The organism is Komagataeibacter melaceti, from assembly GCF_003403295.1.
GTDB lineage: Bacteria > Pseudomonadota > Alphaproteobacteria > Acetobacterales > Acetobacteraceae > Komagataeibacter > Komagataeibacter melaceti.
In genome coordinates this window covers 1-22,173 of record NZ_QUWV01000118.1, presented here as the reverse complement: position 1 = coordinate 22,173, position 22,173 = coordinate 1, and the positions used below count along the sequence as shown (strand labels likewise).

Genomic DNA, 22,173 nt, shown 5'->3' with positions numbered 1-22,173 from the left:
GCCCGCATTGAAGACATCATGACCCTTGCCCCGGTCATTCCGGTACTGGTCATCCACGACCCCGCCCATGCCCGCCCGGTGGCCGAGGCGCTGGTGGCCGGTGGCCTGCGCGCGCTGGAGGTGACGCTGCGCACCGAATGTGCGCTGGAAGTGATCGCGGAAATGGCGAAGGTGGAAGGGGCCGTTGTCGGCGCTGGCACCGTACTGAACGGCGATGACCTGAAGGCATCGGTCGATGCGGGCGCGCGCTTCATCGTCAGCCCCGGCCTGACGACGGACGTGGCGCAGGCCGCGCGCGCCACCGAGGTACCGCTGCTGCCCGGCACCGCGAACGCCAGCGACATCATGCGCGGGCTTGACCTCGGGCTGACGCATTTCAAGTTCTTCCCCGCCACTGCGGCGGGTGGCATCCCCGCGCTCAAGGCGCTGTCCGCTCCGTTCGGTCAGGCACGTTTCTGCCCCACCGGCGGCATCAAGCAGGAAACGGCGGCCGAATGGCTGGCCCTGCCCTCCGTGCTGTGCGTGGGCGGGTCGTGGCTGGTTCCGGCCGGCACCCCGGATCAGGCCGCCATTACCCAGCGCGCCCGGCAGGCCGTGGCCCTGAAGGGCTGAAAACACTGCCACGGCAGCCCGCCAGCGCGGGCATGCCAAGCCGCCCAGACCTGCCCCCTGCCCGCTTCAGGCAGCGCGTTACAGGTTGGACCATGGGCGGAAATTTCCTGCCCCGTGCTGCCAGTATCAAAAATGGTGGCACGGGCAGGCGTGCTTCAGGCTGGGCGACAGACCCCGGCCGCCTATAACGTCCGCCGGAACGTCAGGTTATAGCGGCACGGCCCCGTCACCGCATGCGTGCCCGCGCGGATCGGTGCGATACCGTGAAAGACGTAGCGCGACACCCCACCCCACACCACGACATCCCCATGCAGCAGCGGGATGCGCCTTAACGGGTCGGTACGCCGTAGCCCGCCCCACTGGAAAATGGCGGGCAGGCCGAAGGAAACGGAAACCACCGGCGCATCGGAACGCTCGTCACGGTCCTGATGCAGCCCCATGCGCGCACCGGGCCTGTAGCCATTGATCAGGCAGCTATCAGGTTCAAACCCGTCATATCCCGCCGCCCGCGCGGCATGGATGGCAAGCTGCCGCCATGTTGCGGGCATGGGGGGCCATGGCTGGCCAGTCTGCGGGTCCGCCGCCACGTAACGGTAGCCCTGCCCGTCACTGCACCAGCCGCGCGCGCCGCAGCATGTCATGGCCACCGACATCATGCCGCCGCCGGGTGTCGCCATGCGGCGGAAGGGGGAAAGACGGGCAATCCGTTTTATTTCCGTCACCATGTCCACAGCAACGGCACCGGCATGGCCACGCAGGAGTAGCGCGCCATCATCAAGCCATTCCCGGCGTGTGGCCATGGATGGCTGCGGGTCAAGCGCCAGTTCGCGCTGCCGTGTCATGACCGATCCCCCCGAACGAAAAAGGGCACCCGAAACCGGATGCCCCTTTCCGCACTGTGTTGCAACGGGTCAGAAACTGTTGTCGTCGCCCGCGTCAAAGCCGCCACCGTCGAACCCGCCGGAATCGTCACCGCCCGCGTCAAAGCCCGAATCGGCGCTGGTGCCGCTGCCGCCAAACGGGTCAGCGCCACCCGTGCCATCACCGTAATTGTTATTGATGATGGTCTCGCCCGGCTGCGGCATGCCACCGGCAAAACCGCCCGCATCATGATGGCCGCTGAACAGGTCGGTCAGTGCATTGCCCACCATCATGCCGCCCGCCACGCCAGCCGCCGTGGTCAGGGCGGAGCCAAGGAAGCCCGAGCCACGTGCGGGGAACATGCCCGGCTGCATGCCCTGCGGATAGACCGGCTGCGGCGGCGGGGTCGAAGGTGCAGCACCACCCCAGCCCGGCGGCGGCGCGGCCTGCGCGCGCTGCCCGCCCCCGAACATGCCACCCAGGAATCCGCCACCACCCGACGGCGGGGGCGCGGCCTGCTGCTGCTGAAGCTGCTGCTGCGCCTGCTGGAGCTGCCACTGGAGCTGGCGAATCCGGTTCTGCGCCTCGGCCAGCGCGGCTTCCTGCACCACGGCCATCTGCGTCACGCGGTAGCGCGCTTCGGGATATTTCTGGAACATCTGCCCGATATACTGATCGGCCTGCGGGTCGATCGGTGGGAGGGAGGATGTCGTCTGCGGCACGCTGCCCGTTGTCGCACCGCCAACGCGGGCGAAAAACTGTGTGATCAGATCACGTTCCTGGTCATTCATCCTGTCTGTCCTGCCTTGGGCTGGGGAACCGTATCCCGCAGATGTGGGCCGTATGGAAGCAATGCGCAAGACCGGGCCGCCATGCATGGCGCGTGGGGGGCCGGGGCACGCATGACCTTCCGGTATGGGCGGCATGACGGTATGCTGCCCCGCGTTTTTGCGCCAGATGGTGCATACCTGTCCCCGTTTACCGGAGCATCTCGTTCATGGACCCGGCCCCCGTGCCCCGATCACCCACGTCTTCCCGCCCGCTGTCGTTCCAGGGGCTGATCCTGAAACTGCACCAGTTCTGGTCTGAACAGGGCTGCGCCATCCTCCAGCCCTATGATACGGAAGTGGGTGCGGGCACGCTGTCACCGCACACCACGCTGCGCGCGCTGGGCTCCCGCCCGTGGAAGGCGGCCTATGTGCAGCCCTGCCGCCGCCCGTCGGACGGGCGCTATGGCGAGAACCCAAATCGCCTGCAGCACTATTACCAGTACCAGGTGCTGCTCAAGCCCACGCCCGATGAAAGCCAGAAGCTGCTGCTGGACAGCTACCGCGCCATCGGCATCGACCCGCTCGAGCACGACATCCGCTTTGTCGAAGATGACTGGGAAAACCCCACCATCGGCGCATGGGGCCTCGGGTGGGAAGTCTGGTGCGACGGGATGGAGGTGACGCAGTTCACCTATTTCCAGCAGGTGGGCGGGATTCCCACCGTCGTCCCCTCGACCGAGCTGACCTACGGGCTGGAACGGCTGGCGATGTACGTGCAGGGGGTCGAGAATGTCTATGACCTCGACTTCAACGGCCAGGGCCTGAAATATGGCGACGTGTTCCTGCGCGCCGAGCGTGATTACTCGCGCCACAATTTCGAACTGGCGGATGTGGAGATGCTGCACCGCCACTTCATTGACGCGGAACGTGAATCCACGGCCCTGGCCGAAGCCGGGCTGGCCCAGCCCGCCTATGACCAGTGCCTGAAGGCCAGCCACCTGTTCAACCTGCTCGATGCGCGCGGCGTGATTAGCGTGAGCGAGCGCGCATCCTATATCGGCCGCGTACGCACGCTGGCCAGGCGCTGCTGTGAAGCGTGGCTGGCGGGCGAGGAATAAGAGACCATGCCCGAACTGCTTATCGAACTTTTTTCCGAGGAAATCCCCGCCCGCATGCAGGCACGCGCGGCGCAGGATCTCGAACGCCTTGTGTGCGAGGCGCTGGCCCCGCTCAACCCGCGTGCGGCCACGGCCTTTGCCGGTCCGCGCCGCATCGCGCTGTCGGTCGGGGTGGACGCCACCGTGCCCGGCGCCACGGTGGAGGAACGCGGCCCGCGTGAAAGCGCGCCCGAAAAGGCGCTGGCCGGTTTCATGCGCAAGCATGGGGTGGAACGTGACGCGCTGGTGCTGGAAAACGGCTTCTGGCTGCTGCGCCGCAACGTGCCGCCCATCGCCGCTGCCCGCCAGATCGCAGATGTGATGCCCGGCCTGCTGCGTCGCTTCCCGTGGCCCAAGTCCATGCGCTGGGGCGAAGGCAGCGCCTTTACATGGGTGCGCCCGCTGCGCCGGATCATCTGCATCCTTGATGGAGAAACGGTCGATTTCACGCTGGCGGAAGGCGATGACAACGGCCATGGCCTGCGTGCGGGCAACCTGACCGAAGGCCACCGCTTCACCGCGCCCGGCGCGTTTGCCGTCAGCGGTACGAAGGACTGGCTCGATGGCCTGCGCGCCCGCCAGGTGGAGCCTGACGCCGCTGCCCGCCGCACCACCATTGCCGAAGGCGTGGCCCGCCTGGCCGGTGAGGAAGGGCTGAACGTCGTGGCCGATCCCGGCCTGATTGACGAAGTGGCGGGCCTGACCGAATGGCCTGTCCCCTTCCTTGGCCGGATTGATGACGAGTTCATGGACCTGCCGCCGGAGGTGATGCAGGTCTCCATGCGCGTGAACCAGCGCTATTTCGCGCTGCGTAATGCGGATGGGTCGGCCGCGCCCCGCTTCGCCTTCGTGGCCAACCTCCTGCCGCGCGATGGTGGCGCGCTGACCATTGCCGGGAACGAACGCGTCCTGCGCGCCCGCTTTGCCGATGCCCGCCATTTCTGGGATCTGGACCGCGCCAGCACGCTGGAAAGCCGGGTGCCCGCGCTGGACCGGATCGTGTTCCATGCGGCCCTTGGCAGCCAGGGCGCGCGGGTGCGGCGTATCGTGCGTCTGGCCGGTATCCTTGCCGGGCTTACGGGCGCGGATGCGGCACAGGCCGAACGCGCGGCCCTTTTGTGCAAGGCGGACCTGACCACCGGCATGGTGGGCGAGTTCCCCGAGCTTCAGGGCATCATGGGGGCCTATTACGCCCGCCACGACCATGAGGATGACGCCGTGGCCGAGGCCATCGGCGCGCATTACATGCCACGTGGCCCGCAGGATGACGTGCCGCGTGCGCCGGTATCGGTCGCGGTCGCGCTGGCCGACAAGATCGACATGCTGGTGGCCTTCTTCGCGGTGGGTGAGAAACCCGGCGGCTCGGGCGATCCGTATGCCCTGCGCCGGGCGGCGCTGGGTGTCATCCGCATCATCCGTGAAAACGGGCTGCGGCTGGATCTGGCCCGCGTGTTCTGGGAGGCCGCACAGGGCCTGCCGGAAGAATTGCGGCTGGCGCCCGATCTGGACACGCTGCCGGAATTCGTGGCCGACCGCCTGCGCGTGCAGTTGCGCGGCGAAGGCGCGCGGCATGACATCCTGGCCGCCGTATCGGTTGGCAATACCGATACCGACATCGTGCGCTTGCTGGCCCGCGCCACCGCCATAGCCGACATGCTGGCCACCGAGGACGGGCGCAACATGCTGGCCGCCACCAAGCGCGCGGCCAACATCCTGCGCATCGAGGACCGCAAGGACGGCCCGCATGAGGGCACGCCCAACCCGGCCCTGTACACCCAGCCCGAGGAAAAGCTGCTGGCCGGCGCGCTGGAAAAGACCATTCCCGCCGTAGAGCAGGCCATTGCACAGGAACGCTACGCCGACGCCATGCGCGACGTGGCCAGCCTGCGCCCGGCGCTTGACCGGTTTTTCGAGGCCGTCACGGTCAATGATGATGACCCGGCAGTTCGCGCCAACCGCCTGCGCCTTCTGTCCGAACTGCGCCGCATGACGGTGCTGATTGCCGATTTCAGCCAGATCGAGGGCTGAACACGGCGCTGGCCTGATGCCCCGGTGCGGGCGTCAGGCCAGATAGACCAGCCGCGCGGGCCGGTCGCCATGCACGACAACCACCGCGTTCTGCCGGAACCGGCGCGCAAGCTCCAGCCCGCGCGCCAGCGGCACATGCACGGCATATAGCGGCTCGGACCACCGGCCCAGCCGCCCCTCCCCCAACGTATGATCCAGACCGCGCAGATGCCGCGCCAGATGGTGCATCATCCGCCGGTTCCAGCCCGGCGCGTACAGCCTGCCGCCGGGGTTGCATGCACTCAGCAGCACGATATCCCCCTTTGGCGCGCGGCCATGCCAGCAGGGCCGGTGCCCGATGCGGATGACCGGCAGCCCCGGCGCGTGATAGGTGCTGAGCCGGTAGGAACGGTGCACGGCGGGCGTGGGCGGCAGGATGCCCGCCATCAGTTGTCCTCCCCCACCGTCTCGCCAAAGGTCGCGTTGCGGTGCACCCATGCGGACATGAGCAGCCCGAAGCCGAACATCACCATGAGCATGGCCGACCCCCCATAGGAAATGAGCGGCAGCGGCACGCCCCCCACCGGGATCGCCCCCATCACCATGGACAGGTTGACCGCACAGTACAGAAAGAAGTTCATGGAAATGCCAAGCCCGAGCAGCCGCCCGAACTGGTTGCGGCTGCGCATGGCGATCAGCATGCCGCCAAACACCAGCAGCAGCAGCATGCCTATGACGACGATGCCGCCGACAAAGCCCCACTCCTCCGCAATCATGGTAAAGATGAAGTCGGTCTGCTTTTCGGGCAGGAAGTTGAGCTGCCCCTGCGTGCCCTGCAGGTAGCCCTGCCCCCACATGCCGCCCGAACCCAGCGCGATCTTTGACTGGATGATGTTGTAGCCCGCGCCCAGCGGGTCGCTCTCGGGGTGGAGGAAGGTGGTCACCCGCGCCTTCTGGTAATCATGCAGGTGGCTGTAGGCAAAGCGGGCCAGAAACGGCACCGGCAGCACAACCAGCGCGATCTGCCACAGCCGCATGCCCGCGCCAAAGAACATGCTCGCCCCCACCGTGCCGATAATGACGGCGGTGCCAAGGTTCGGCTCCTTGAGCACCAGCGCCACCGGCAGCAGCACCATGAGTGCGGGTGGAACCAGCATCAGCGGGTTGCCCATCCTGCGGTAGCTGATCTTGTGGAACCAGCTTGCCAGCATCAGCACCAGCGCGATCTTGGCCAGTTCCGATGGCTGGACCTGTACGCCGCCCAGCATGATCCACCGCTCCGCCCCCTTGCCCACATGCCCCATGCGCAGCACGGCCACCAGCAGCACGATCGAGAAAATGTAGAGCGGCCACGCCATGCGCACCAGTATGCCCGGGCTCATCAGCGCAAGGGCCAGCATCATCACCAGCCCGAAACAGAAGCGGATGGACTGCGGCCCTGCGAACGGGCGCGGCGTGCCCCCGCCTGCCGAATACAGCGCCCCGTACCCCACAACCGCCAGCGCGCAGATCAGCAGCACATACAGCCAGTTGATCTGCCACAGCTTGGTCAGGATCTGGAAATTGGGTTCGGCACGCAGCAGGCGCTTCTGGAATTTCATTGCGTCCTCCACAACAGGCGGGCCATGGCGCACCCCCTGAGCCGGGGTGGGCGGGTGGTCAGTCCACGTCGGCCTGCGCCACTTCCTGCCCCGGTGGTTCACGGTGGTTGACCGGATCGCGGCGCAGGGTATCGGTCATGATATCACGCGCAAGGGGGGCGGCGACATCGGCGCCCGCATTGCCATGCTCGATCACCACCGCCGTGGCGTAACGCGGCGCGTCATAGGGCGCATAGCATATGAACAGCGCGTGGGGGCGGTACTCCCACGGCAGGTTGGCGGAATTGAAGTGCCCGCTTTCACGCATCGCGCGCGAGACACGCCGCACCTGCGCCGACCCGGTCTTGCCCGCCATCTGCACGCCGGGAATGTCCAGCCGGGCCTTGGGCGCGGTGCCCCCTTCCTCATTCACCACGGCGAACATGCCCGCGCGGATATCCGCAAAGAAATGTTCCGGCATGGCCATGTCGGGCGCATGGCCCAGATCGGTCAGCAGCGCCGTGCGCCCCGCGACCGAACGGATCAGGTGTGGCTGTACGTTGCGCCCCGTGGCGATGCGGGAGGCATAGGTGGCCAGTTGCAGCGGCGTTACCTGCACGAAGCCCTGTCCAATGCCACTTACGATCGTGTCACCCCCGTTCCAGTGGTGGCCATGCGCGCGCCGCCACGCCGGGGTGGGGATCAGCCCCTGGCGCACATGCGGCAGTTCGATTTCAGGCAGTTTCGCGCCAAGGCCGAACAGTTCGGACGTGGCGGCTATGGTGTCCATGCCGGTGCGGCGGGCGACCTCGTAGAAAAACACGTCGCAGGAATATTTCAGGCCCTGCCGCAGGTTGATCGAACCATGGCCATAGCGCGACCAGCAGTGAAAGCGCGTGCCGCCCACGTCGATGTAACCGGGGCAGTTGATCCGGTCGGATGGCGACAGCGTGCCCGCGCGCAGCGCCGCCATGGCCACGGCGGGCTTGAAGGTGGAACCGGGCGGGTACAGGCCCGACACCGCCTTGTTGATAAGCGGGGTCTGGCTGTTATTGGTCCACTCGATCCACTGCGCCTGCGTGACGCCACTATCGAACAGCGAGGGGTCGAACGAGGGATTGCTGACCATGGCCAGCACCTCGCCATTACGGCAGTCCATGACCACGGCGCTGGCCGACTGTTCGCCAATGCGGCCGAGCACCTGCTGCTGGAGGCCACTGTCGATGGTCAGGGCGATCTCATCGCCCGCCATTCCCTCATCACGGTCAAGCTCGGCCATGACGCGGCCGACGGCATTGACCTCCATCTCGACCGAGCCGACCTGCCCGCGCAGGTTCATGTCCTGTGTCTGCTCGATGCCCGCACGCCCCACGCGCATGCCGGGCAGGGCAAGCTCGGCATTATGCACCACGTCCTTTTCCGCAGGCGGTGCGACATAGCCCACCACATGCGCCAGAAGCGGCCCGAAGGGATAGACGCGCGTGGTGCCCACATCAATCAGCACGCCGGGCAGCGAGGGCATGTTGAGTTCCAGCCGCGCCATGTCATCCCATGACAGGAAATCACGCAGCATGATCGGGATGAACCGCCGCTTGTGGCGCAGTTCGTGTTCGATGCGCACCGTGTCGCGCTGCTCCAGCGGCACGATCTGGGCAAAGCGCGCCAGCGTGCCGGGAATGTCATTTGTTTCCTCCGCCAGGAGCAGGGCGCGCCAGTTGATACGGTTGGCCGCGACCGAAATGCCGAAGCGGTCGGTAATGCGCCCGCGCGGCGGGGCGAAGAAGCGTTTGCTCAGGCGGTTGTTTTCCGCAAGTTTCGCATAATGGCTGCCATCGCGAACCTGAAGCCCGTACAGGCGTTCACCCAGCGCGCCCAGCACGGCCCCCTGCGTGGCCATGAGCACCAGCGCGCGGCGCGTGAACACGCCACGGGAAGGATTGCGGCCTTCCTCGGGGCGGGACATGAGCCGGTTGCCGGACTTCTTCTTGCGAAACGTCATTTACTCATCCGGCACGGACAGGCCATTCCACCCGGTTCAGGAGTGGTCCGCGTTATTGACGACAAAACGGTAAGTCCAGACAAACCCTGCATACAGGACAGGAAAACTGCCAAAGGACAGAACTGTCTCGAAAACAAAAGGCAGAAACTCCACAACATGCAGCGCCAGCGCGGAACACAACACCCATTGTAGCGCCGTAACCCCCGCCATCACCACGCCAAACACAAGCCAGAGCATAAAAAAATTGGCCCGTGCCAGCGTGTAGCGCCCCGACAGCGCCACCCCGTGCACGATCAGCATCATGAGCAGCAGCACCCCGAACGGCCCGAAGCTGAGGATATCCGCCCATATGCCCAGCGCGAACACCGCAAGCGAGGGCATGACCACCGGCAGGAACACCGACCACAGGAACACCAGCGCCATGACGATGGCGGGCATGAGTTCCACCTGACCCGGCAGGTTCAGCGGCGCGGACAGCACCAGTGTCACGAAAAACACCACAAGGCAGGGCACGCTGCGCCGCATGCCCTGGTCAACCCGGCTTGCCAGCCCCGAACGCGGGTGGATGCCGGGGCGCAGCGGGGGGGGAGTAAAGGCCTTCATCCGTGTAGGCCCCGGTCCGGGCTGGCCTGGAACTGCGAGGGCAGGACCATGGTGCGCCCCACGGGCGGCAGCGGCACGCGGCCCGGCGCATCAGGTGGGGCTATGCTGTCCTCGTAATTGAATATGCGCAGCGTATCGACATGGTCCAGCGCCGCCGCCGGCACCACCACCGGCTGGCCGGGGCGCAGGTAATGCACATGCCCCACCGGCAGGCCCGCAGGCAGGCTCTCGATTTCACCATTGGTCACCACACGCTCGCCTTCGATGGGGACATTGTCCTGCGGATAGAAAATGATGCGCGGCAGGGGCGAGTTGTCCCCCGCCATGATGGCCGCCGCGTGGCTGGCCTCCAGCGTGACGGGCAGCCTGCTGGACGAATCGGTAATCAGCAGCACCCGCGCCGAACGCTTGCCCACTTCCGTCACCCGCCCGACCAGACCCGCGCCATCAAGGGCGATGCCCCCCTTGCTGACCGCGGTTTCAGGGTTGATCGCCAGCAGCACCGCGCGCGCGTACAGCCCGCTGGTGTCACGCACCACACGCCCGGTGACGAAATCGGGCGCATTATCGGGAATCCAGTGTAGGTTGGCCTTCAGCGTGGCGTTTTCATCGGCCAGCGCCGCCGCCACGTCGTACCAGTGCCGCAGGGAGGCGTTCTCGGCACGCAGGCGGATGTTTTCCGCCTCAAGGTTACGGATGTCCTGCAGGTTGCCCGAAAGCCAGCGCAGCTTTTCCTGCGGCCACTCCACCAGCGCATAGGCGGGGGAGAGCAGGTCGGCGGTACGCATACGCAGTTTTTCAACCAGCGCGCGGTCCGCCTTGCCCAGCAGGATCACGCCACAGGCCACAAGGATCAGCGCGGGCAGGACCAGCTTGCCAAGCGCCTGACGGAACTGGATGGAGACCGGCATCAATACCCCCCTTCACGCATGATGGTACCATCATGCCCGCCGGGTTGTCCTGAACTGCCTGATCGCCGGACCTGCATCGTCCTGCGTCTCCCCCATCGGTACGCCGGGCCGCCGTGAGCGGCTGGGGCGGACCGTCCCGTCCGTCAGTACATGCTTGTCAGTACGTTGCGCAGGCGCTTCATTTCCTCCAGCGCCCGCCCGGTGCCCATCGCCACGCAGGACAGCGCGTCCTCACCCACCGTGACAGGCAGGCCGGTCGCGCGCCGCAACACTTCATCAAGACGGTAGAGCAGCGCGCCACCGCCGGTCAGGACAATGCCCTTGTCCACAATATCGGCCGCGAGTTCGGGCGGCGTGTTTTCCAGCGCCGTGGTCACCGCATCCACGATCTGGCTCACGGGTTCGGCCAAGCTCTCGGCAATCTGTGCCTGCGAGACCACGACCTCACGCGGGACGCCGTTGACCAGGTCACGACCCTTGACCTCACGCCACGGCCCCGGATCATCCGGGTCATCGGGCGGCATGGCGGAGCCGAGATGGATCTTGATCTGTTCGGCCGAGCTTTCACCAATCAGCAGGTTATGGTTGCGGCGGATGTAGGAGATGATCGCCTCATCCATCTTGTCACCGCCCACCCGCACGGAGCGGGCATAGACGATGCCGCCCAGCGAGATTACCGCGACTTCGGTCGTGCCGCCGCCAATGTCAACGATCATGCTGCCCGAGGGTTCGGTCACCGGCAGCCCCGCGCCGATGGCGGCGGCCATGGGTTCCTCGATCAGGAAGACCTTGCGTGCGCCAGCGCTTTCCGCGCTTTCCTGAATGGCGCGGCGTTCAACGGCGGTCGAGCCGGAGGGCACGCACACGATGATGAGCGGGCTGGCGAACATGCGGCGGTTATGAACGCGACGGATGAAATGCTTGATCATTTCCTCCGCCACCTCGAAATCCGCGATCACGCCATCGCGCAGCGGGCGGATGGCGGTGATGTTGCCGGGCGTGCGGCCAACCATCTGCTTGGCTTCCTCGCCCACGGCAAGAACCTGTTTCTTGCCCCGTACCTCTGCCAGCGCGACGACCGAAGGTTCATTCAGGACGACACCCCGCCCCTTGACGTAAACCAGCGTATTCGCCGTGCCGAGGTCGATCGCCATGTCAGCGGAAAGCAGACCCAGTACACGAGCAAACATCCAGAACTCCCGACATCAACACCAGACAGGACCGTCCCACGCCCGGACTGGCAACCCATGCCATCGCGACATGCCTGCGTTCCGTCGAAAACCGTCTGGATTGGTACGAGGGATTACCGGGGCAGGCAGGCGCGGGCAAGGGGCCAGATGATTTTAATTTGTTAAATTCCGCCCCTCGCCGCTGATTGTTACAAAACGCCCGGCTATGGCCATGGTCAGACCATTACTGGCATACCATCTACATCATTACTGCGGTCGGGATGTCATCGTGCCATCCCGCGCGCGATACCGGGAAAACATACATGAACACTCCTTCTCGCCCCATGGCTTTCCGACCCGCCGTGCTGCTTGCCGCCGGGCTGTGCCTGGGGCTTGGCGCGTGTGAGAACACCCGCGACCCAGGTGAGCGCGCCATTGGCGGCGGACTGATCGGCGCAGGTGGCGGAGCGCTGATTGGCGGGCTGGCAGGCGGCGGCACCGGGGCGGCCATCGGCGCGCTGGCCGGTGCGGGTGGCGGGGCGGCCATCGGCGCGGCCACGACGCCACGCCGCCGCCCCGTGGCGCAGCCCCCTTCCACCATCTGCCCCGACGGGCGCGTCCTGCCGCCGGGCTATCCGCCACAGAGCTGCCCGCCCCCCGCAGGTGGCGCGGCCTATCCCCCGCAGGGCTACGCCCAGCCGAGCTACCCGCAGCAGGGTTACGGGCAGCAGGGATACGGACAGGGTGGCTATTATGGTGGCCAGCAGGCAGCACCCCCGCAGCAGGGCTACGGTTACTGAACAGCGGTCAAGGCCGCCGCCGTCCCGGTCGGGATGGCGGCGGATGACGGATGGGTTCAGGCGTCCAGTGCCGCAGGTTCGGCGCGGTCACGCTTGACCAGCAGCTTGTTCAGCGCATGGACATAGGCCCGCACGGCAGAGACCAGTGTATCGGCATCCGCGCCCTGCCCGTCCACCAGCTTGCCGCCCTCTTCCAGCCGGACCGAGGTACGGGCCTGCGCATCGCTGCCCTCGGTCACCGCGCCGACGGAATAGAGCTGCAGGGTGGCGTCATGAGCCACGATGGCACGGATGGCGTTGAAGGCGGCATCGACCGGCCCCTGGCCTTCCGCATGGCCTTCCTCACGCTTTCCATCGACTTCCAGCACCAGATCAGCGGTGGCGGGGCGGCGGGAACCGGCGGTCACATCCAGTGCGACAAAGCGGATACGGGCATGGTCGCGCACCTCATCATCGACCAGCGCCACCAGATCCTCGTCGTAAATGACCTTCTTGCGGTCGGCCAGGTCCTTGAAGCGGGAAAACGCCTCGTTGAACTGTGCTTCTTCCAGATTTTCGTAACCCATCGCCTTCAGCTTGTCGCGGAAGGCCGCGCGGCCGGAATGCTTGCCCAGCACCAGTGACGAACGGTTCCAGCCCACGCTTTCGGGGGTCATGATCTCATAGGTCGCGGCGTTTTTCAGGATACCGTCCTGATGGATGCCGCTTTCATGCGCAAACGCGTTGCGCCCCACGATGGCCTTGTTGGGCTGCACGTCAAAACCGGTGATGGTGGCCAGCATGCGCGAGGTCCGCAGCAGGCGTTCGGTATGGATGCCGGTGGTGTAGGGCAGCACGTCATGGCGCGTACGCAGCACCATGATGATTTCCTCCAGCGCCGCGTTGCCCGCGCGCTCGCCAATGCCGTTGATGGTACATTCCACCTGCCGCGCGCCCGCCTTCAGCGCCGCGATGGTGTTGGCCACGCCCAGCCCCAGGTCATTATGGTTGTGGGTAGAGAAGATGACGCCATCGGCGCCGGGCACGCGGGCGCGCAGGTCGGCAAAGATGCGGGCCATGTCCTCGGGCGTGGAATAGCCGACGGTATCGGGGATGTTGATGGTCGTGGCCCCGGCGCGGATCGCGGTCTCGACACAGCGGCACAGGAAATCCGGCTCGGTGCGGGACCCATCCTCGGCCGACCATTCCACGTCATCGGTGAACTGGCGCGCCGCGCGGTTGCCCGCCTCGATCACTTCCAGAACCGTTTCAGGCTCCATGCGCAGCTTGTATTTCATGTGCAGCGGCGAGGTGGAGATGAAGTTGTGGATGCGCCCGCGCCTGGCAGGCTTGATCGCCTCGCCCGCGCTGGCGATGTCGTTCTTGCCGCCGCTGCGCGCCAGCGCACACACCACGGTGTTCTTCACCTTCTGCGCGATCTGGTAAACGCTGTCGAAATCGCCCTTGGACGCAACGGGAAAGCCCGCCTCCATCACGTCCACGCCCAGTTCCTCCAACGCCTCGGCCATGCGCAGCTTTTCGGCCAGGTTCATCGAAAAGCCGGGGGACTGTTCGCCATCACGCAGGGTGGTGTCGAAAATGATGACGCGATTCGCGTCCATGCGGCCAAAGGAGGGATGATCGATGCTCATGGTGGTACCTCGGACATATGACGGGTGGCGGCACGGCTGGGCCACCCTGTTTTCAATTCGTGTTCGCGGGCCGGCAGGCCGGTCGGATCAGTCCCCTGGGCGCGCCGGCACAGGCCGGCCGTGGTCGCTCAGGGGCGGATAAGTCGAAGACGAAGAAGAAGTCCGGCGCAGGCGCAGGCATGCGTGGACACGCGCGCACGTGCGCCCGATCCTGCAGTCCCCACGATGTGCGCTGTCGTTACCATGCCGCGCACAATACAGCGGGGCAGACCGATTGCAACCGCTAAAACGCGCACGCGCACCCGACCCCACCCTGCCCCCGGATTCAGCCAGTGGCGTGCGTGACCATGCTGTCGGTGGCAAAATAGCGGTCGATCGCCTGCACCATCGCCCCCGCCACCACGGCACGGTGGGCGGCCTGACGCAGGGCTGCTTCATCCATGTGATTGGACATGAAACCCATCTCCACCAGCACGGAGGGAATATCGGCCGATTTCAGCACCACGAACGAGGCATGGCGGGAGGGATGCTGCAACAGCCCCACCCGGGGGCGGAAGGCGGTGACGATGGAACTAGCCATGTGGGCCGCGCCGTGGCGCGTTTCCTCCGTAACGAGGCTGGCGAGGATTTCCTGCACCTCGGGCGACGCCGCATGCACCTGCGGGCCACCATAGCGGTCGGCGCTGTTTTCGGTCTGGGCCAGCATGGCCGTCTGCCGGTCCGATGCCCTGGCCGCCAGCGTATAGACACTGGCCCCGCGCACCGCCCGGTCATGCAGGGCATCGGCATGCATGGAGATGAACAGCGATGCCTTGTGGCTGTGGGCGATGTCCACCCGCCCCTCAAGCGGGATGAAGCGGTCATCGGCGCGGGTCATGGCCACGCGGTAGCGCCCGCTTGCAATGAGCTGGCGCTGGAGTTCGGAGGCAGCGGCTTCGGCCACATGTTTTTCAAACGTGCCGGAAACGCCGATCGCGCCGGGGTCCTTGCCGCCATGGCCGGGGTCGAGCATGACCAGCGGCTTTGGCGGGGCCGCCTGCCCAATGATGGCGGGCGCATGCAGTGGCGCGTGCAGGACATGACCCGCGGCATGGTGCGGGGCCGCATGGGCCGGGGCCACCGGGACAGGCCTGTGCGCCACCACCCGCCCCAGCGCCGCCGTGGGCACCATCACACCCAGCGCCGTGACCACCGCGCGGCGCGCGGTATCCGGCGCGCTGGGGCATGGGGGACGTCCATCCGACCGGCCTTTGGTCATGCATGTGGTTCCGTGCTGAACGGTTGCGGGGAAAAACTTCCCGTCATTACCACCGTACGGCGCGCGCGTCAGCGGGATAAACGCACAGACCCCTTGCGGGAATGCGTGCATTGCGTCATGCTGCCCAGCCGTGATGGACCATGCCATATCCGGCTGCCCCTTTTGGGCATGCCCGAAACGGCGGGATGCCCGCAGGCATGATTTACTCCATCCGGCATGCACCATGCATGCGCGGCAGATGCTTACCGGACATTTCCGGCCACGCCACGGCGTGGAAGCTCCCGGCGCGCACGACGTGTTGCAGCCGCGCCGGTGTTCCCGATCGACAGGAAACCGGATGACACACCAGTCGATACGGAGGCCCCGCCCCGGCAATCAGGCCGGGTCGCGCCCTCCCCAGCCATGACCGAGGATGGATTGGACACCACGCGGGCCTTTTCCGCACATGCGATGACACCATGCCCGGCCGCGGGCGGCACCATGCCGCATCGGGCCGGTGGGCATGCGCCGTCCGCCCGCGCAGCGCGCGGGGGTGTTCCATCCGGGTCCGGTCACACATTTTTTTATCATGTTTCTGTCCGTTCCCCTGCCCCCTCCTGCCGCCACGGATCGCGCGCGCAGCCCGGATGCCGGAACGTGACGTACCGGAGTGCGCCTATTAATGAGCAAACGCATGCTGATCGACACGACACACGCGGAAGAAACCCGCGTGGTCGTGATGGATGGTAACCACCTTGAAGATTACGATGTCGAGGCTGCATCCAAAAAGCAGCTGAAGGGCAATATCTATCTTGCCAAGGTCATCCGTGTTGAACCCAGCCTCCAGGCCGCGTTCGTGGATTATGGCGGCAACCGCCATGGCTTCCTTGCCTTCAGTGAAATCCACCCCGACTATTACCAGATTCCCGTAGCCGACCGCGAAAAGCTGCTCGCGCTGCAGGAAGAGGAACGTCGCGCGGAGGAAGAACGCCGCGCCCGTGACGACGAGGAGGACGAGGCCGTCCCCGCCGCCCGCGCGGAAGAAGGCGACGCCGCCACCGATGAGGAAGGCGACGAACCCGAAACCGTGGGTGGCGAGAACGATACCGGTGATGAGGCCCAGGCCCAGCGCCGCATCGCCCGCTTCCTGCGCAACTACAAGATTCAGGAAGTCATCCGCCGCCGCCAGATCCTGCTGGTGCAGGTGGTCAAGGAAGAACGCGGCAACAAGGGTGCTGCGCTGACCACCTATGTCTCGCTGGCGGGCCGTTACTGCGTGCTCATGCCCAATTCGCTGCGTGGCGGCGGGGTTTCGCGCAAGATCACGTCGGTTGCGGATCGCCGCCGCCTGCGTGACATCATCACCGAACTCCAGATTCCGCGCGGCATGGCCATGATCGTGCGCACGGCGGGCGCCCAGCGCCCCCGCGCCGAGATCATGCGCGATTGCGAATACCTGCTGCGCCTGTGGGACGACATCCGCGAACACACGCTGGAATCGGTCGCGCCCGCGCTGATCTATGAAGAAGCAAGCCTGATCAAGCGCGCGATCCGCGACATCTATACCCGCGAGGTCGGTGAAATCCTGATCGACGGTGAGCAGGGCTGGAAGTCCGCACGGGAATTCATGCGCATGCTCATGCCCCAGAACGCGCAGAAGGTGCGCCTGTGGCAGGACCATGAACAGACGCTGTTCTCCCACTACAAGGTGGAGGGGCTGCTCGATTCCATGCTCTCGCCGTCGGTGCAGCTCAAATCCGGCGGTTACCTGGTCATCAACCAGACCGAGGCGCTGGTCGCGATCGACGTCAACTCCGGCCGTGCCACGCGTGAGCGCAACATCGAGGAAACGGCGCTGCGCACCAACCTCGAAGCTGCCGAGGAAGTGGCCCGCCAGCTCCGCCTGCGCGACCTTGCCGGCCTGATCGTCATCGACTTCATCGACATGGAAAGCCGCAAGCACAACGGCATGGTCGAGCGGAAGCTGAAGGACGCCCTGCGCACCGACCGCGCGCGTATCCAGGTTGGCCAGATCTCGCATTTCGGCCTGCTGGAAATGTCGCGCCAGCGCCTGCGTCCCTCCATTGCCGAATCCTCGTTCATGCCCTGCCCGCACTGTCAGGGCACGGGCATCATCCGCGGGATCGAAAGTGCGGCGCTGCATGTGCTGCGCGCGATCGAGGAAGAGGGCATGCAGCGCAAGGCCGCCGGGATTTCGGTCCAGGTCGCCCCGGAAATCGCGTTCTACATCCTCAACAACAAGCGCACCTGGCTGTCGGAAATCGAGACGCGGCACAAGATGCAGGTCGCCTTCGCCCCCGATGCCACCCTGCAGCCGCAGGAATGCACCATCGAGCGCGTCCGCCCGCAGACCGCACGTTTCGAGGCCCCGCAGGTCATCGAGCACGCCCCGGCTGACAACAGCCACGTGCGCGAAATCCAGATCCAGACCGAACCGCCCGTGGCCGAAGCCGAAGCCACACCCGAGGCCGCCCGCGCGCTGGAAGAGGATGAGGACATTGCATCGGGCACCGATCACCGCCGCCGCCGCCGCCGCCGTCGCCGCCGTGGTGGCAACGGGACACAGGCCACCCCGGCGCAGCAGGTAACCGAGACGCAGGAACAGGCCCCGGCGGAAGCCGTTGCCCCGGCCCCTGCCGTCACCCCGCGCGAGACCTATCGCGGCCCCACCCCGGCCGACCCGTATGGTGATGCGATCATCGACATCTTTGACGTGATCGAACAGACCACCGCACCGGCCGAAACCGTGGTGGATGAAGTAGTGGACGTGCCGCAGCCTGAACCCGCCGTGGTTGAGGTGACGGAGGAGGAAGTCGCCAAGCCGCGCCGTCCGCGCCGCCGCACCCGCCGCACCCGCACGCCGGTGGAAGAAAGCGTGACCGAAGCACCGGAAACGGTGGTGGAAGCCGAAGTGGTGCCCGCCCCCGCCCCCGTGACCGAAGCCAAGGCCGCGCCGGAGCCGGAAGCCACCCCGGCCGCAGCCGAAGTGGTCGAGGCGGAAGTGGTTGAGGAAGCTCCCAAGCCGCGCCGTCGCCGCGCCACGCGCAGCACGACGACACGCCGCAAGGCAGCCGAGGCCGAAACCGTGAAGGAAGCCGCACCGGCTCCCGAACCCGAGGCCCCGGTAGCGGAAGAACCCGCTGCCGAGGAACCGGCACCGGCCAAGCCTGTCCGCAAGCGTGCGACCCGCGCAACGGGCACCACGACCACCACGCGCCGCCGCACCACGCGCAAGACGGCCGCTGCCACGACCGAAGGGGAAGCCGTAGCGGAAACCCCGTCGGCCGAGCCGGAAGCCACGGCCACGGAAGAAGCCCCCAAGCCGCGCCGTACCACGCGCCGCAAGAAGGCTGAACCGGCTGCTGAACCCGCCCCCGAGGCAGAAGCCACGGCTGCGGAAGCGACCCCGGAAGTGGCCGCCAAGCCTGCACCCAGAAAGCGGGCCACGACGCGCAAGACCTCCACGACCACGACGGGCACGACCGCCACGCGCACCCGCCGCCGCCGCAAGGCGGAGGATGAGGCCGCAGCAGCGGATACGGCCGCCGAGGGCAAGGCGGAAACGCCGATCCAGCCGATTGATGTGGATGCCGCCCCGGCAGCGCCACGTCGCACCGGCTGGTGGAAGCGCTGATCGGCCCAGCCACAGGCTGAAATGAAAAAAACCTGCCTTCGCGAGAAGGCAGGTTTTTTTATTGCCGAAAACCGGGAAATGCAGATGACAGCGGAACTGTCCCGCACCAGCACAACCTGCCGATAAAAATAAAAGTTTTTGGGTGCTGCCTTTTTTCGGAAAGGCAGCGTTACCCGAAGCTTTTTGAAAAAAGCTTCACCAAAAACTTCTTTATAATTTTGGGTAAGTCATCAGGCCGGGATGTCGCTGCCATCGGGCATGGCGGGGGCGGTTTCCCAGCCCGGCCCGATAATGGCGGCAATGCGCCGTCCCAGCCCGTCATGGCGGAGCACGATCATATTCTGCTCCTCCAGATAGGTCAGTTGCCGCCGGGCGCGACCAAGTGAATGGGTGCCATAGGTCCGGGCAACGACACCATCCGTCGGGCAGGGCTGGCCCTGAATTGCCGCACGCGCAATGAGCAGGAAAATACCCTGCACATCATCAGGCAGCGCGCCCGCCATCTGCTCGGCCTGCTGCCACTGGCCGCTTTCCGCCGTTGTGGTGTCCACCCCGGCCTTGGCCACGGCCAGCAGGCGGCGGAATCGCGGCATGTCCAGCGCATCCCGGCCCATGCCCTCGATCCGGCAGCGCACCAGAAAATCCTGATACAGCACATGGGCGGGGCGAAAGCCCGCATCCTCATCACGCAGGATGTCGGTCAGGATCTCGATAAAACGCAGCCTCTGCGCGGCGGCGTCCACGGGGGGAACGTCCGGTTCCGTGGCCACGGGATCGACCATGGCGGTTTCGGCATGAGCGGCAAGCTGGGCAAGGATATCGGGGGGCGGGCTGAAATTCCGCGCGGGCCGTGCGGGAAGTTCACGCTCGGGCACCGGCGTCAGGATCAGTTCACGTATTTCATCGCCCACGGGCAGCGGCTCGAAGGGCATGAGGCTGGGACCGGCGGAGCGGCTTTCGGTCTCGACGGGACCGATCTTCACGGTCAGCGGCCTGCGGCACACCGCCGGACCAAGGGCCACGAAATACCCGCGTTCCAGATCTCGGAAGCTTTCGGCCTGCCGCCGCTCCATGCCCAGCAGGTCCGCCGCGCGCAGCATGTCGATATCAAGGAAGGTGCGGCCCATGAGGAAGTTCGAGGCCTCGGCCGCGACATTCTTGGCCAGCTTCGCAAGGCGCTGGGTGGCGATCACACCCGCAAGACCGCGCTTGCGGCCACGGCACATGAGGTTGGTCATGGCGCCAAGCGAGGCCCGGCGTGCCTCATCCGTCACCTCGCCCGCGGCGGCGGGGGCAAAAAGCTGGGCTTCATCCACCACCACCAGCACGGGATACCAGTAATCGCGCGGCACCTCGAACATACCTCCCAGAAAGGCGGCTGCACGGCGCATCTGAATATCCGCATCCACGCCCTCAAGGTTCAGCACGACCGAGGCGCGATGCATGCGCATGCGCTCACCCGCCGCCTGCAGGGCGGCTTCGGTATGTTCAGCGGCGTCAATGACCAGATGGCCAAAGCGTTCGGCCAGACTGACGAAATCCCCTTCCGGGTCGATGATCGCCTGCTGCACTGTCCTTGCCGACTGCTCCAGCAGGCGGCGCAACAGGTGGGACTTGCCCGAGCCGGAATTGCCCTGCACCAGCAGGCGGGTGGACAGCAGTTCGGCCAGGTCCATGGTTACCGGGGCATCCCCGGCAACCGCCCCGCGCCGTTCCCCGATCGTGATCGCAACACTCATGGCGCTGAGGGATACAGTCCCTGCCGCGAGTCACGCAACCACTGCCACGCGCCCTCGCCCGCCATGCGGCCCGTCGCCATGCAGCCCTGCAGCAGGAAGCCGCCGGTCGGGGCCTCCCAGTCCAGCATTTCACCCGCCGCGAAAACACCGGGGCGCGCACGCAGCATGAGATGGCGGTCCAGCGCCGACCAGGCGATCCCCCCCGCCACCGAAATGGCGCGGTCAAGTGCTGCGGGGGCGTGCAGCACCACCGGCACCGCCTTGACCAGCCGGGCCAGCGCCGCCGGGTCGCGCGGCGGTTGCCCCCCGGCACCTTCACGCAGCAGGGCGACGGATACAGGGGCCAGGCGCAGCGCCTTGCGCAGAGTGTTGGACAGGCTTTCCCGCGTGCGAACGCGGGCGATGCGGGTCGTGACTTCCGCCACATCAAGCGCGGGACGCAGGTCAAGCAGGATGCGTGCGTGCCCCGTGCGGGCAATGCGCTCCCGTATGGCGGCGGACAGGGCGTAGATCGCACCCCCCTCGATCCCCGCCTGCGTCACCATGGCCTCACCACGCGCCTGTTCGCCATCTTCCAGCCTGATGGCCACGCCACGCAACGGCGTACCCGCAAAGCGCGTGCGGAACGTCTCGCTCCATCCCGTGACAAACCCGCAATTCGCCGGTGCGAAGGGCGTGACCTCGATGCCCGAGGCCACAAGCCGCTCACGCCATGCGCCATCGGACCCCAGGCGCGCCCAGCTTGCGCCCCCCAGCGCCAGCACGGTGGCGTCCACCCGCCAGTGCACGCTGCCGCCGGGGCCGGACATGCACAGCCTGCCCTGCGCGTCCCATCCATCCCAGCGGTGGCGGGTCAGCAGCCGCACGCCGCGCGCGGCCAGCCGGGCCAGCCATGCCCGCAACAAGGGCGACGCCTTCATCACGCGCGGGAAGACCCGGCCGCTGCTGCCGGTAAAGCAGTCCTGCCCCAGCCCCTCGGCCCATTCCACCATATCCCGTGGGGAAAAGGCGGAAAGTGCAGTCTCCATCATGGGGCGTGCAGCACCATAGCGCGCGGCGAAGCGGTCGGCATTTTCGGAATGGGTCAGGTTGAGGCCGCCGCGCCCGGCCATGAGCAGCTTGCGGCCCATGGTGGGCATCTGTTCGGCCACGCTGACGGCGCAGCCATGTGCGGACAGGACCTCCGCCGCCGCAAGCCCGGCGGGGCCGCCGCCAATAACGGCGACATGCGGCCTCGAAACGAATTCAGTCATCAGATGATGTAATCAATGGGGGGCAGGGTCTGGTCCATGGTGAAGGCGGGCAGGCTGGAATGCCGTGTGCCCACGACGCGGGCGGGATTGCCGACAACGGTGGTATAGGGCGAGACGGATTCCAGAACAATGGACCCCGCGCCAACCTTCGCCCCCTCCCCGATCTCGATATTGCCCAGTATCTTGGCC

18 protein-coding genes and 1 pseudogene are annotated in these 22,173 nt (G+C 66.4%); 5 read left to right on the top strand and 14 right to left on the bottom strand.

Going from position 1 to position 22,173, the window contains the following annotated elements; all coding sequences use genetic code 11:
• Positions 1–612, top strand: a 612-nt coding sequence (gene eda, locus DY926_RS12535; protein WP_274541803.1) for a bifunctional 4-hydroxy-2-oxoglutarate aldolase/2-dehydro-3-deoxy-phosphogluconate aldolase, incomplete at its 5' end; no start/stop codon positions are given.
• 182 nt (positions 613–794) lie between these two features.
• Here the strand turns inward: eda and alkB are convergent.
• Both alkB and DY926_RS12525 read right to left on the bottom strand, forming a co-directional pair.
• Positions 795–1,454 carry a DNA oxidative demethylase AlkB gene (gene alkB, locus DY926_RS12530; RefSeq protein WP_116703673.1) on the bottom strand — a complete coding sequence of 220 codons (660 nt, stop codon included), beginning with the start codon at positions 1,452–1,454 and terminating at the stop codon, positions 795–797.
• A 69-nt stretch (positions 1,455–1,523) separates the two neighbouring features.
• Entirely contained in the window at positions 1,524–2,264 is a 741-nt protein-coding gene (locus DY926_RS12525) for a DUF2076 domain-containing protein (RefSeq protein WP_116703672.1), read from the bottom strand.
• Between the two features lie 206 nt (positions 2,265–2,470).
• Between DY926_RS12525 and DY926_RS12520 the strand changes: the two genes are divergently transcribed.
• Positions 2,471–3,361: a glycine--tRNA ligase subunit alpha gene (locus tag DY926_RS12520; protein WP_116703671.1), complete on the top strand. Its 891-nt coding sequence runs from the start codon at positions 2,471–2,473 to the stop codon at positions 3,359–3,361.
• Positions 3,362–3,367: 6 nt separating this feature from the next.
• Positions 3,368–5,428 carry a glycine--tRNA ligase subunit beta gene (glyS, locus tag DY926_RS12515; protein ID WP_116703670.1) on the top strand — a complete coding sequence of 687 codons (2,061 nt, stop codon included), beginning with the start codon at positions 3,368–3,370 and terminating at the stop codon, positions 5,426–5,428.
• 33 nt (positions 5,429–5,461) lie between these two features.
• On the opposite strand, the gene DY926_RS12510 is transcribed toward glyS, so the two are convergent.
• The 6 genes from DY926_RS12510 to DY926_RS12485 all read right to left on the bottom strand — a co-directional run bounded on the left by DY926_RS12510 (position 5,462) and on the right by DY926_RS12485 (position 11,690).
• Positions 5,462–5,854 (bottom strand): DUF3293 domain-containing protein, encoded by a 393-nt coding sequence (locus tag DY926_RS12510; RefSeq protein ID WP_116703669.1) that lies wholly within the window; start codon positions 5,852–5,854, stop codon positions 5,462–5,464.
• On the bottom strand, positions 5,854–7,008 hold the full coding sequence (gene rodA, locus DY926_RS12505) for a rod shape-determining protein RodA (RefSeq protein WP_116703668.1): 1,155 nt from the start codon (positions 7,006–7,008) through the stop codon (positions 5,854–5,856). The genes DY926_RS12510 and rodA overlap by 1 nt, the downstream gene beginning before the upstream one ends.
• Before the next feature lie 58 nt (positions 7,009–7,066).
• On the bottom strand, positions 7,067–8,986 hold the full coding sequence (mrdA, locus tag DY926_RS12500; protein ID WP_116703667.1) for a penicillin-binding protein 2: 1,920 nt from the start codon (positions 8,984–8,986) through the stop codon (positions 7,067–7,069).
• 36 nt (positions 8,987–9,022) lie between these two features.
• Positions 9,023–9,589, bottom strand: a complete 567-nt coding sequence (locus DY926_RS12495) for a rod shape-determining protein (RefSeq protein ID WP_116703666.1) — start codon at positions 9,587–9,589, stop codon at positions 9,023–9,025.
• Positions 9,586–10,500: a rod shape-determining protein MreC gene (gene mreC / locus DY926_RS12490; RefSeq protein ID WP_116703665.1), complete on the bottom strand. Its 915-nt coding sequence runs from the start codon at positions 10,498–10,500 to the stop codon at positions 9,586–9,588. Before mreC ends, DY926_RS12495 begins: the two co-directional genes overlap by 4 nt.
• A gap of 143 nt (positions 10,501–10,643) precedes the next feature.
• Positions 10,644–11,690: a rod shape-determining protein gene (locus DY926_RS12485; RefSeq protein WP_116703664.1), complete on the bottom strand. Its 1,047-nt coding sequence runs from the start codon at positions 11,688–11,690 to the stop codon at positions 10,644–10,646.
• A gap of 302 nt (positions 11,691–11,992) precedes the next feature.
• Between DY926_RS12485 and DY926_RS12480 the strand changes: the two genes are divergently transcribed.
• Entirely contained in the window at positions 11,993–12,469 is a 477-nt protein-coding gene (locus DY926_RS12480) for a hypothetical protein (RefSeq protein ID WP_241503201.1), read from the top strand.
• Positions 12,470–12,525: 56 nt separating this feature from the next.
• On the opposite strand, the gene DY926_RS12475 is transcribed toward DY926_RS12480, so the two are convergent.
• The 3 genes from DY926_RS12475 to DY926_RS17335 form a co-directional block, all read right to left on the bottom strand.
• Positions 12,526–14,100: a 2-isopropylmalate synthase gene (locus DY926_RS12475; RefSeq protein WP_116703662.1), complete on the bottom strand. Its 1,575-nt coding sequence runs from the start codon at positions 14,098–14,100 to the stop codon at positions 12,526–12,528.
• Positions 14,101–14,425: 325 nt separating this feature from the next.
• Positions 14,426–15,358, bottom strand: a complete 933-nt coding sequence (locus DY926_RS12470; protein WP_241503200.1) for an N-acetylmuramoyl-L-alanine amidase family protein — start codon at positions 15,356–15,358, stop codon at positions 14,426–14,428.
• Positions 15,359–15,600: 242 nt separating this feature from the next.
• Complete coding sequence (locus DY926_RS17335) at positions 15,601–15,840, bottom strand: hypothetical protein (protein WP_158551988.1); 240 nt, start codon at positions 15,838–15,840, stop codon at positions 15,601–15,603.
• A 179-nt stretch (positions 15,841–16,019) separates the two neighbouring features.
• Between DY926_RS17335 and DY926_RS12460 the strand changes: the two genes are divergently transcribed.
• Positions 16,020–18,992 (top strand): Rne/Rng family ribonuclease, encoded by a 2,973-nt coding sequence (locus DY926_RS12460; RefSeq protein ID WP_116703661.1) that lies wholly within the window; start codon positions 16,020–16,022, stop codon positions 18,990–18,992.
• Between the two features lie 230 nt (positions 18,993–19,222).
• Here DY926_RS12460 and DY926_RS12455 read toward each other — a convergent pair whose 3' ends face one another.
• The 3 genes and pseudogenes from DY926_RS12455 to DY926_RS12445 all read right to left on the bottom strand — a co-directional run.
• Positions 19,223–20,731 (bottom strand): ATP-binding protein, encoded by a 1,509-nt coding sequence (locus tag DY926_RS12455; RefSeq protein WP_116703660.1) that lies wholly within the window; start codon positions 20,729–20,731, stop codon positions 19,223–19,225.
• Positions 20,728–21,984: a TIGR03862 family flavoprotein gene (locus DY926_RS12450; protein WP_116703659.1), complete on the bottom strand. Its 1,257-nt coding sequence runs from the start codon at positions 21,982–21,984 to the stop codon at positions 20,728–20,730. The genes DY926_RS12455 and DY926_RS12450 overlap by 4 nt, the downstream gene beginning before the upstream one ends.
• Positions 21,984–22,173 (bottom strand): annotated as a pseudogene (locus tag DY926_RS12445) (serine O-acetyltransferase); the annotation flags it as partial. The pseudogene DY926_RS12445 and the gene DY926_RS12450, both read right to left, overlap by 1 nt.